Here is a 10,868-nt window from a genome sequence, read left to right as displayed (position 1 = left end):
AAAGCTTCCCGATTCCGGGAAGCTTTCTTTGTATTCCGCTGTCCCTGGCTTGACGTGATGCGGTGGTCAGGCCCCATCGGTGAATACGATGTGCTGATCGGCCGGAGGAACTGCCGGAAATCAAGTCGAATATAGGGATAAATGCAAGCATTTTGCCCTATATCATTTGTTGGCTAAACGTCGTTTTTTTGGATTTTTGAAAAAACATCCACTAAAAACATCTTTTTTTAGGACTTTTTTCAGGCAAAGGAGGATTTCAACATCGGCAGGCGAATACAGATAAGGGTTGCTTTTGGGACAATTGAGACTCCAGGTTTTTATATACTTTGTTCAATTCCAAGTTAGGAGGCAAGGGAAGATGAGCAGGCAAAGAGTGTTGATTGTGGATGATCAGAATGGCATCCGCATCCTTTTGATGGAAGTGTTCAGCAGCGAAGGGTATGAGACGTTTCAAGCGGCGAACGGGAAGATTGCCCTTGAGATTGTAAAGCAGCATTCGCCGGATTTGGTTCTGCTGGATATGAAAATTCCTGGAATGGACGGACTTGAGATTCTGAAGCATATCAAGCAGATGGATCCTGAAATCAAGGTGATCATGATGACCGCCTATGGCGAGCTTGACATGATCAAGGAAGCGACGGAACTAGGCGCTCTGATGCACTTTACCAAGCCGTTTGATATCGATGAAATGAGACAGGCCGTAAATGCCCAGCTGAAAGGGACGACGAGCCATATTGGCTGAATGTTGAATTCTGCACATGTTGCGGAATTCTTTTTTTTGACAACAGTGTGATGTGTGACGCAGTAAATTAGGAAATGCTTGTTTAGTATTTATAACGCGATGTGGTATAATAAGTCCGTATGTTATCACGGCTATTGTCCATAGACAAACAAAGCATCTTTAGGAGGATGAAACCATGCCATTAGTATCCATGACAGAAATGCTGAACAAAGCGCTCGAAGGTAAATACGCGGTGGGTCAGTACAATATTAATAACCTTGAATGGACACATGCCATTCTGGAAGCTGCCGAAGAAGAGAAATCGCCAGTTATCCTTGGCGTGTCCGAAGGCGCAGCGCGTTACATGGGCGGATTCAACACCGTTGTGCATATGGTGAAAGGACTGATGCAGGACCTGAAAGTGACGGTTCCGGTAGCAATCCATCTTGACCATGGCTCCAGTGTTGAGAAGTGTAAGGAAGCGATCGATGCCGGATTTACTTCCGTCATGATCGACGATTCCCACAGCCCGATCGACACGAACATCGAAACGACAAAACAGGTTGTTGAATATGCACACGCTAAAGGCGTCTCCGTTGAGGCTGAAGTGGGCATGGTTGGCGGCCAAGAGGATGACGTTGTAGGCGAAGTGATGTACGCGAAGCTCGACGATTGCGTTCGTATCGTCAACGAGACCGGAATCGACACACTGGCTCCTGCACTGGGCTCCGTACACGGACCTTACAAAGGCGAGCCTAACCTCGGCTTTAAGGAAATGGAAGAAATCCGCAATGCGGTGAAGCTTCCGCTGGTTCTTCATGGCGGAACAGGCATTCCAACACACGACATTCAAAAAGCGATCTCCCTTGGAACCTCCAAAATCAACGTAAACACCGAGAACCAAATTTCGTTCTCCAAAGTGGTTCGCGAAGTGCTGGCTGCGAAGCCTGAAGCTTATGATCCACGTACTTACCTGAAGCCAGGTCGCGAAGCGATCAAACAAACGGTGATCGGCAAAATCCGTGAGTTCGGCTCCAACAACAAAGCGTAAACTGACTTGTTATTCTGCTTAGCTCTGAATGCTGAGGCGTAACGGATGCTTGGTATGGCCTCCAGCGATTCTGCAGCTAGCTTGATCTAGCTGAATATGATGGGATGGAAAGCACACCGCTTAGCCGGTGTTTTTCCATTTCATCACCTTTATGAATTGTGCCATCAGAACCATTTCCGGCTGCGAAGTGATGTAGGGGGACCCTAAAGCTTATGGAAAAATTGATGATCAGCGGTGGACGCCCACTGCATGGCTCCGTCACAATCAGCGGTGCTAAGAACAGTGCAATTGCTTTAATTCCGGCCGCGATTCTCGCGGAATCGGAAGTGACGCTTGATAATTTGCCCCATCTGAGCGATGTGGCGGTATATGCTGAAATTTTGCGGGATCTGGGTGCCCAGGTTTCCTGGGAAGACAGTCAGATGAAGATCGACCCTTCCGATATCAAAGCGATTCCGATGCCTAACGGAGCGGTTAAGAAGCTTCGGGCATCCTATTACTTAATGGGCGCAATGCTCGGAAGATTTAAAGAAGCCGTCATCGGATTGCCGGGCGGATGCAACTTTGAACCTCGTCCGATCGACCAGCACATCAAAGGGTTTGAAGCGCTTGGAGCTACCGTAACGAATGAGCATGGCTCCATTCATCTGCATGCCAAAGAGCTGCGGGGCGCAAAAATATATCTTGATGTCAGCAGCGTCGGCGCGACGATTAATATTATGCTTGCGGCCGCCAAGGCCAAAGGCTCTACAATTATCGAAAACGCGGCTAAAGAGCCTGAAATCATAGATGTTGCTACATTGCTCAACTCCATGGGAGCCGTCATCAAAGGGGCGGGTACGGAAACGATCCGTATCGAAGGTGTCTCCGAGATGCATGGCTGCCGTCATTCTATTATTCCTGATCGAATTCAGGCGGGAACTTATATGATCGCTGCTGCGGCCACCCGCGGTGATGTGGTCATCGACAACGTGATCCCCAAACATCTGGAGGCGTTGACGGCTAAGCTGATCGAGATGGGTGTTGGTATCGAAGAGCTGGATGAGAGCATCCGGGTCACCGGGAAGGAGCGCTACGAGCATGTGGATGTCAAGGCGCTGATCTATCCTGGCTTTGCCACCGATCTGCAATCTCCGATGACCAGTTTGCTGACCCAGGCCGAAGGGGTTAGTGTGCTCAGCGATTTTGTATATAGCAACCGGTTCAAGCATGTGCCGGAGCTGGTGCGCATGGGCGCCAAAATCCGTGTAGAGGGGCGCTCAGCCATTATTGAAGGCGGACCGCTGAATGCGGCCAAAGTGAAGGCCACCGATCTTCGCGCTGGGGCTGCGCTTGTGATTGCAGCATTGACGGTGCCTGAGGGTGTGACCGAAGTGACCGGTGTGGAATACATTGATCGAGGCTACGACAACCTCGTGTCCAATCTTCGTGCGCTTGGTGCCGAAGTATGGCGTGAATCGGAATAACGACGCGCGGTTTGCTTCGTTATGGAGGTACAGGCCTGTCATAATTTAGGTATCCATATCAAGGTTTTTATTGTAAAATTGAGGGAAATATGAGAATCTTACTGCATATCTCCCTCTAATTTGGGCAATCCTATCCTAGTAACTCATCCATAGAATGATAGAGACCATAGCAAACTGGTTAAATTAATGTACAGAATGATTAAAATTGAATAGGTGGTTATTAAATGGATTTACAAATATCCGATTTGGAAGGCATGAAGCTGACGGATCTGTATAAGCTGGCCAAGAAGTATCAGATCCCCTATTACGGTCAGCTGAAGAAGAAGGAACTGATTTTTGCGATCCTTCGCGCGCAGGCTGAGCAAAGCGGTCTGATGTTTATGGAGGGTGTCCTTGAAATTTTACCTGAAGGCTACGGCTTTTTAAGACCCATTAATTATCTTCCCAGCACAGAGGACATTTATATCTCTGCATCCCAGATTCGCAAATTCGATCTGAGGACCGGGGATCTGGTATCCGGCAAATGTCGGGCGCCGAAGGAAAATGAACGTTATTTTGGCCTCCTGCAGGTCAATGCGGTGAACGGAGAAAATCCAACTGTTGCGGCTGAACGGCTGCACTTTCCAGCTCTGACTCCTCTTTATCCACAAGAAAAGCTCGTTCTCGAAATATCCCCTAATCAATTGTCTACCCGGATCATGGATTTACTGGCTCCTGTAGGTTTGGGACAACGCGGTTTGATTGTGGCTCCGCCAAAAGCGGGAAAGACGCTCCTTCTGAAAGAAATCGCCAACAGTATTTCAACCAACTACCCTGATATCGAGCTGTTCGTGCTGCTGATTGACGAGCGTCCGGAAGAAGTGACGGATATGCAGCGTTCTGTTAAAGGCGAGGTGGTTGCATCAACCTTTGACGAGCTGCCGGAGAACCATATCAAGGTGGCTGAGCTGGTGCTGGAGCGTGCGCTTCGTCTGGTCGAGCACAAGAAGGATGTTGTGATTTTGCTGGACAGCATTACCCGTCTGGCCCGGGCGTACAACCTGGTGATCCCGCCATCTGGCCGCACGCTGAGCGGGGGGATTGATCCGGCTGCGTTCCACCGTCCGAAACGGTTTTTCGGATCGGCACGGAATGTGGAGGAGGGCGGAAGCCTGACGATTCTGGCGACGGCGCTGGTAGAGACCGGGTCGCGTATGGATGACATCATCTACGAGGAATTTAAAGGAACGGGCAATATGGAACTTCATCTGGATCGCCGGTTTGCCGAGCGGCGCATTTTCCCTGCGATCGACATCCGTCGTTCCGGCACGCGCCGTGAAGAGGTGCTGCTGAGCAAGGATGAGCTGGACACCATATGGGCCATCCGTAAAAATATGAATGATTCTGCCGATTTTGTAGAAGGCTTCTTGAAGAAAATGCGTGATACGAAGACCAATGCGGAATTTTTGGCATCGTTTGATGCGGCCAGCCATAACGGCGGCTCTGGAACTGGAAGAGAACCGGCTAAACGCACATCCAGACCTTCAGCGGCGACAGCTCCTCAGAGCTAAGGTGCGGAATATCCCGGATAGAATAGGAGATCAGCATGTATTTGGTTTATGCAGATGAACAAGGACAGGTCTACGATCATCGCGAGCTAATTGCTCTTGGTCGCAGTGGAGACATGATTGTCGAGATTTTGGAGGATGAATTAATTCCGTTGCCGGAAGGCGCTACGCTTGTAGGGCTGCCGAACACCCGGGCGATCGGGATGGACCCCGATACCGGAGAGATGCTGCCGCTGGAAGACCATTATACGGCTGTCGGTGCTTTGCTGCCGCAGGGGTATACGCGTCTATGCCTGCCCGGCTACGTGAAAAGTGACAAGGAATATAAGCTGCCGCTATTCGGATATTCCGCCGTGGTGTGGAAGGATGGCGGATTCTATACAACCGCACGTTTGTCGGATGATCCGGAGAAGTGGAACCCGGTCAATTGTGACCTGGGCGAGCTAGAGCTTGGCGTCCAAAGACTGACCGCCAAATATCCGGAGAACCGGCTGTATGAGCATTTATCCAATTGTGCGCTCGGCTATGAGTGCCTTACTGCATCCAATACGTTTTTGAACCGGTGGGAGGGGGCCGTTCCTGTATCCTATTCCTGTAATGCAGGATGCTTCGGATGCATATCCGAGCAGCCGGATGACAGCGGCTTTGTGGCGCCTCAGACCCGGATGAATTTCAAACCCCGAGTGGACGAGCTGGTACAGGTGATGCTGGAGCATCTCAAGACTCCGGAATCGATCATCAGCTTCGGACAAGGGTGCGAGGGAGAACCGTCTACGCAGGCGAAGATTATTATTGAAGCGATGCGCGAGGTTCGCTCCCAAACCGATATGGGTTACATTAATATCAACACCAATGCCGGGTTGACTGATTTTATCCGCGGTATCGTAGATGCTGGTCTTGATCTGATGCGGGTCAGCACGATCAGTGCGCTCGACGATCATTACAATGCCTATTACAAGCCGCGGGGCTATACGCTGGCGAACGTAGAGAAATCGCTTCGCTATGCATCGGATCAAGGGGTGTACACTTCGATCAACTACCTGATCTTTCCGGGTGTAACGGACCGGGAGGAGGAGCTGGAGGCGATGATTGAGTTTGCCCGCCGTACAGGTCTCCGTCTTATTCAGCTGCGCAACCTGAACATTGATCCAGAGAGTTATCTGGAGCTGATTCCGCCGGCACAAGGCGACATACTCGGGATGAAGCAGGCGATTGAGATCATGCAGGCAGAGCTGCCTGATGTGGTCATCGGCTCTTACACTCACGTGCCGCCGGCCGGACAAGCCAGACCGAAGAAAAAGCCGGCAGCGCTTTGAGATAATATGGAAGCGGGACTGCGGCTAACGGATAAGGTTGGGCTATTGCGCTAATAATTTTCCCATGCTATACTCCATTTATGTGTCCATATAACTCTGGGTCCGCATGAGGCTCAGGGCGGAAAGAGGTGAAAGTCTAATGAAACAGGATATTCAACCGAAATATCATGTTACCACGGTTACTTGCGCGTGCGGTAACACGTTCGAGACAGGTTCCGTTAAGCCGGACCTGCGTGTTGAGATTTGCTCGAACTGTCACCCATTCTTCACTGGCAAACAGAAATTCGTGGATGCCGGCGGCCGTGTCGATAGATTTAAAAAGAAATACGGTATCTAATAACAGTCCCCTTTGCATCTGGCGAAGGGGTTTTGTTCTGCCTATGGCTTCGGCTAACAGGCAAGTTATGCCATCGGTTGCATTTTGAGATTCGATGCGATATACTAAAGTTCGCCGTGCTAGACGGGGAGGTAGCGGTGCCCTGTAACTCGCAATCCGCTGTAGCGAGGTTGAATTCCTGTTAGAGGTATTGTCGATGTGAGGCCTGGTCCCTGAACGCAATGTTGACGGTTGGGTCCTCCGCAATGAGCACCTGTGAACCTGGTCAGGTCCGGAAGGAAGCAGCCATAAGCAGGACCGCTTTTGTGCCGGAGGGTGGCCTAGCCCGAGTTGTTGTTCAGGGCTTCCGCTTGGATCGCAATTATCGATAACAGGTGCACGGTATTACATATTTGCACATCAGCATCTTTACCGTTTGGGTAGAGATGCTTTTTTGTTTTCACGTTGGCTGTGACGATGAAATTCCGGAGCAAACCTTTTGCTAAGGCTGGGGTAAGTAGTATAGAATGTAGTATAATATAACCGTCTGCCGACATGTTCTTTTTGACCTTGAGATTGACGAGCGAAGAACTAGCTGTTGTGTCTGCACGGACAATGAAGCCATGAGGGATCGGCGTATTTGCCGTGAAGTGGAAGTTGAAAGAGGGTAAAGCACAGTGGAACATATCGCGTTATATCGTGCGTGGCGGCCGCAGTCGTTTCGCGACATGGTGGGCCAACAGCATATAATTCAGACCCTGCAGAATGCGATTCGCGAGCAGCGGGTATCCCACGCCTACCTGTTCAGCGGTCCACGGGGCACCGGCAAGACCAGTGCGGCTAAGATTATGGCCAAAGCCGTGAACTGTGAGGCAGGCCCGGCCGAGGAACCTTGCAATGATTGTGAGGCCTGCCGCCGGATTACAGCTGGAGCTGTAATGGATGTGCAGGAGATCGACGCCGCATCCAACCGTGGTGTGGAGGAAATTCGCGATCTGCGGGAGAAGGTGAAATACGCACCGACCGAGGTGCGCCGCAAAGTTTACATCATAGACGAAGTGCACATGCTGACGACAGAGGCGTTCAATGCGCTCCTGAAGACGCTGGAGGAACCGCCGGCTCACGTCATGTTTATATTGGCTACAACGGAGCCGCACAAGCTCCCGGCCACGATCATATCGCGCTGTCAGCGTTTTGACTTCCGGAGAGTGTCTCTGGATGAGCAGACGGGACGCCTTCAGCGTATCTGCGAAGAAGAAGGAATTCAGGCCGAGCCAGAAGCACTTTCCTACATCGCCCGTCTATCCGACGGCGGCATGCGGGATGCGCTCAGCATTCTCGATCAGATTGCTTCTTATACAGGGGGCTCGGTATCCTACGAGCAGGTTATGAATATGACCGGGGGCATCGCATCGGAGCAGTTCGGGCGTTTGGCTTCCGCTTTGAAGCAGGGAGATGCCGGGGCTGTGCTCCAGATCGTGGAACAGTTCATGCAGGAAGGGAAAAGCGCTGACAAGTGCATGGAGAACCTGCTGTACTATTTCCGTGATCTGCTGATGATCAAAATGGTGCCGAATGCCGACAAACTGACCGACCGCGTACTGAATCCGGCGGAGTTCGAGGAGATGGCGGCCGCTTTTACACAGGCACAGCTGTTTCAGATGATCGATACGCTGAATCGGTACCAAAGCGAGATGAAATATGCTTCCCAGCCTCAGACGCTGTTTGAAGTGGCCCTGCTGAAGCTATCGGGGATTACCCAAGGGTCTGGTGAGAGCGGGGCAGCAGGTCATGCCGCTGCAGGTGCGGATGCCGGAGAAGTCGCCAAACTGAAGCAGCAGGTGGCGCAGCTTGAGAGAAAGCTGGAACGGCTGATCCAGCAAGGGCCAGTGGCGGGAGCGGGTGGTCGTGAAGCGGCCAAACCGGCAAGAACGCCGGCGCCTAAGCTGTCGAGTACTGCCAAAATCCCGCCGAACATCAATCAGTATGTGGCCGCCAGTTCGAGCGAAGCCTTTACTGCCGTTCAGCGCCAATGGGCGCAGATTTTACAAAGTGTGAAAGACGAGAAGGTAACGGTTCACGCCTGGCTGATGGACGGAGAGCCGGTATCGGTATGGGAAGATCAAGTCCTGATCGCTTTCAAGAACAACATCCATCGCGAGACTACCGAAAGACCTGCCAACAAGCAGGTGATTGAGGGTGTGCTGGAGAGGATTCTTGGCAAGCCGCACCGCTTGATCACGATGATGCATCGGGACTGGAGCGATGTGCTGGAGGGCGAGGGAAAGCCTAAGGCCGAGGAGCTGACGCTGGAACATGAAGCTTCCGAGGCCGAAGGAGAGAAACCATGGATTGATGAGGCGATCCAACTATTTGGTGAGGACCTCGTTGTCATAAAAGATTAGCGCATATATGCGCACCCTATAATGAAGGAGAGAAGACGGTATGAATAATATGAACCAAATGATGAAGCAAGTGAAGAAGATGCAGGAGCAAATGCTGAAAGCACAGGAAGAGCTGGCTACGAAAACGGTGGAAGGCACGTCCGGCGGCGGCGTGGTTACAGTAGAGGCGAACGGACACAAGCAAATTCTGTCCATTAACATCAAGCCGGAGGCTGTTGACCCTGATGATGTTGAGATGCTGCAGGATCTTGTTCTGACTGCGGTGAACGATGCGCTGACCAAGGCTGAGGAGCTTGCTAATGCGGATATGGGCAAGTTCACGGGCGGCATGAAAATTCCGGGCTTGTTCTAATTTAACCCCAGAAGGAGAAGTTACATTTGTACTATCCCGAACCGATCGCGAAGCTCATCGACGCCTTTACGCGACTGCCGGGTGTGGGGCCGAAGACGGCTGCCCGCCTGGCTTTTCACGTTCTAAATATGAAAGAAGACGACGTTATTGATTTTGCCAAAGCGCTGGTTAGCGTCAAGCGGAATCTGCAATACTGCTCGGTGTGCTGCAACATTACGGATACGGACCCGTGCCGGATATGTCAAGACAAGACACGGGATGCCTCGGTTATCTGTGTAGTGCAGGACGCGAAGGATCTGGTGGCCATGGAGCGGACCAAGGAATTCGACGGGTATTATCATGTGCTTCATGGTGCGATTTCTCCTATGGAAGGGATTGGACCGGATGAAATCCGTTTGAAGGAGCTGCTGAACCGGCTTAGTGATGAAAGAGTCAAAGAATTGATTTTGGCGACCAATCCGAACATTGAGGGAGAGGCAACCGCGATGTATATCTCCCGGCTGGTGCGTCCTTTTGATATAAAAGTGACCCGTATTGCGCATGGTTTGCCGGTGGGCGGCGACCTGGAGTATGCGGATGAGGTGACATTGTCGAAGGCGCTTGAAGGCCGGAGGGAACTAAACTGACCAGCAGCCGGCTTCATCGTTAGTATTATTGTTAGTCTAACAACATCTAAGCAGCAGAAGGAGCCGGAGGGCTCCTTTTTTTGTTCTAAGTTTGTCCCTTCTTCGATATGAATGAAACAGGCGGTCTTTTTGGCAGGCTTAAGATTCATAGAAGGAGAGGATATGAGATGAAAATGTGGTGGAGGCAGCATCGGAAGGAGAATCAGGAGGAGTACATGACAGCCGATGAGCAGGAGCGTCTGTGGAATGTGTACATGGATGTGAGGAGGTCGCAGGTGGAGTGGGAACGAGCGCATCTCTTGTTCCAGGAGGCCACGGGTCAGGATCAGATTGACTATGCGATCTACATTCTGGAGGCGGCCGAACGAAAATATCAGATGAATCTGAAGCAAGCGAAGCGGCTTAATCTGAACGGGGCAGACATGCATTACTTGAAGGGAAAGCGAGAGGGAAAAGTCAACTAGGCTGGACAGACGAATATTTGCAAACAATTCAACGATGAAGGAGGGGGTCATGGTGAAACTGATGATGCTCGGTGTACTATGCGTTTCGCTGCTTCTGCTCATCTATATTATCTTTAAAAAAAGACTGGGCATGGGATGGGTCACGGTGTTTGGAGCTCATCTGGCGCTGGCTGCGGTCGGGCTGTATGTCGTTAATTTCACGGGGCTTGCGGCTGAGGCCTATATTCCGCTGAATCCGATGACGATCGGCACGGTAATGGTGCTCGGCTTGCCGGGCGTCGCTTTGCTTCTCGGGCTTAAAATAACATTGCTCGGATAGTTGACGGCGGGTTATCATCTGTGATACATTAAGTTTCGCCCGTTTTGTTCGGGTGTGATCGTTCCCCAGTGGTTTAGAAGATAATGGATGAAAAATTAATCAAAAAAACTTCTTGACCGGGAACGAGATAGTGTGATATATTATTAAAGTCGCCGCTGTGAGTTACGGCGAACGAAAACAAAGCATTGATCTTTGAAAACTGAACAACGAGTGAGTATGGATTTTGTTAAAAATCCACTGCAACATGATGTTGTACAAGCCGTACAATAAATGAAGCAGATATAA

11 protein-coding genes and 1 other RNA gene are annotated in these 10,868 nt (G+C 50.9%); all 12 read left to right on the top strand.

Annotated elements, in window-relative coordinates; all coding sequences use genetic code 11:
• Positions 1-358: 358 nt before the first annotated feature.
• The gene (locus CHH67_RS25420; protein ID WP_095268163.1) at positions 359-742 is read left to right on the top strand and encodes a response regulator; all 384 of its coding nucleotides are present in this window, start codon (positions 359-361) and stop codon (positions 740-742) included.
• 175 nt (positions 743-917) lie between these two features.
• Complete coding sequence (gene fba / locus CHH67_RS25415; RefSeq protein ID WP_095268162.1) at positions 918-1,772, top strand: class II fructose-1,6-bisphosphate aldolase; 855 nt, start codon at positions 918-920, stop codon at positions 1,770-1,772.
• Positions 1,773-1,984: 212 nt separating this feature from the next.
• Complete coding sequence (locus tag CHH67_RS25410) at positions 1,985-3,238, top strand: UDP-N-acetylglucosamine 1-carboxyvinyltransferase (protein WP_095268161.1); 1,254 nt, start codon at positions 1,985-1,987, stop codon at positions 3,236-3,238.
• Positions 3,239-3,462: 224 nt separating this feature from the next.
• Complete coding sequence (gene rho, locus CHH67_RS25405) at positions 3,463-4,788, top strand: transcription termination factor Rho (protein WP_095268160.1); 1,326 nt, start codon at positions 3,463-3,465, stop codon at positions 4,786-4,788.
• A 35-nt stretch (positions 4,789-4,823) separates the two neighbouring features.
• Positions 4,824-6,101: a radical SAM family protein gene (locus CHH67_RS25400; protein ID WP_095268159.1), complete on the top strand. Its 1,278-nt coding sequence runs from the start codon at positions 4,824-4,826 to the stop codon at positions 6,099-6,101.
• Between the two features lie 139 nt (positions 6,102-6,240).
• Positions 6,241-6,438 carry a 50S ribosomal protein L31 gene (gene rpmE, locus CHH67_RS25395; protein ID WP_095268158.1) on the top strand — a complete coding sequence of 66 codons (198 nt, stop codon included), beginning with the start codon at positions 6,241-6,243 and terminating at the stop codon, positions 6,436-6,438.
• Positions 6,439-6,552: 114 nt separating this feature from the next.
• Positions 6,553-6,820: signal recognition particle sRNA large type (gene ffs / locus CHH67_RS25390), an RNA gene on the top strand.
• Between the two features lie 274 nt (positions 6,821-7,094).
• Complete coding sequence (gene dnaX / locus CHH67_RS25385; RefSeq protein ID WP_095268157.1) at positions 7,095-8,822, top strand: DNA polymerase III subunit gamma/tau; 1,728 nt, start codon at positions 7,095-7,097, stop codon at positions 8,820-8,822.
• Positions 8,823-8,862: 40 nt separating this feature from the next.
• Positions 8,863-9,174: a YbaB/EbfC family nucleoid-associated protein gene (locus tag CHH67_RS25380; protein ID WP_095268156.1), complete on the top strand. Its 312-nt coding sequence runs from the start codon at positions 8,863-8,865 to the stop codon at positions 9,172-9,174.
• A 26-nt stretch (positions 9,175-9,200) separates the two neighbouring features.
• Positions 9,201-9,800 (top strand): recombination mediator RecR, encoded by a 600-nt coding sequence (recR, locus tag CHH67_RS25375; protein ID WP_095268155.1) that lies wholly within the window; start codon positions 9,201-9,203, stop codon positions 9,798-9,800.
• A 167-nt stretch (positions 9,801-9,967) separates the two neighbouring features.
• On the top strand, positions 9,968-10,264 hold the full coding sequence (locus tag CHH67_RS25370; protein WP_095268154.1) for a hypothetical protein: 297 nt from the start codon (positions 9,968-9,970) through the stop codon (positions 10,262-10,264).
• 52 nt (positions 10,265-10,316) lie between these two features.
• Positions 10,317-10,583, top strand: coding sequence for a pro-sigmaK processing inhibitor BofA family protein (locus CHH67_RS25365; RefSeq protein ID WP_095268164.1), 267 nt, complete (start codon positions 10,317-10,319; stop codon positions 10,581-10,583).
• Positions 10,584-10,868 lie beyond the last annotated feature (285 nt).

Origin of the sequence: Paenibacillus campinasensis (assembly GCF_002272015.1) — a bacterium.
Classification (GTDB): Bacteria; Bacillota; Bacilli; order Paenibacillales; family Paenibacillaceae; genus Paenibacillus_AQ; species Paenibacillus_AQ campinasensis.
The sequence above is the reverse complement of the archived record's forward strand: the minus strand, read 5'-3'. Positions and strand labels throughout refer to the sequence as shown.

Excerpts from the sequence above, each read along its gene's own strand:
- CHH67_RS25420 (WP_095268163.1), top strand. The coding sequence starts at position 359 with ATGAGCAGGCAAAGAGTGTTGATTGTGGATGATCAGAATGGCATCCGC.
- fba (WP_095268162.1), top strand. The coding sequence starts at position 918 with ATGCCATTAGTATCCATGACAGAAATGCTGAACAAAGCGCTCGAAGGT.
- CHH67_RS25410 (WP_095268161.1), top strand. The coding sequence starts at position 1,985 with ATGGAAAAATTGATGATCAGCGGTGGACGCCCACTGCATGGCTCCGTC.
- rho (WP_095268160.1), top strand. The coding sequence starts at position 3,463 with ATGGATTTACAAATATCCGATTTGGAAGGCATGAAGCTGACGGATCTG.
- CHH67_RS25400 (WP_095268159.1), top strand. The coding sequence starts at position 4,824 with ATGTATTTGGTTTATGCAGATGAACAAGGACAGGTCTACGATCATCGC.
- rpmE (WP_095268158.1), top strand. The coding sequence starts at position 6,241 with ATGAAACAGGATATTCAACCGAAATATCATGTTACCACGGTTACTTGC.
- CHH67_RS25380 (WP_095268156.1), top strand. The coding sequence starts at position 8,863 with ATGAATAATATGAACCAAATGATGAAGCAAGTGAAGAAGATGCAGGAG.
- CHH67_RS25370 (WP_095268154.1), top strand. The coding sequence starts at position 9,968 with ATGAAAATGTGGTGGAGGCAGCATCGGAAGGAGAATCAGGAGGAGTAC.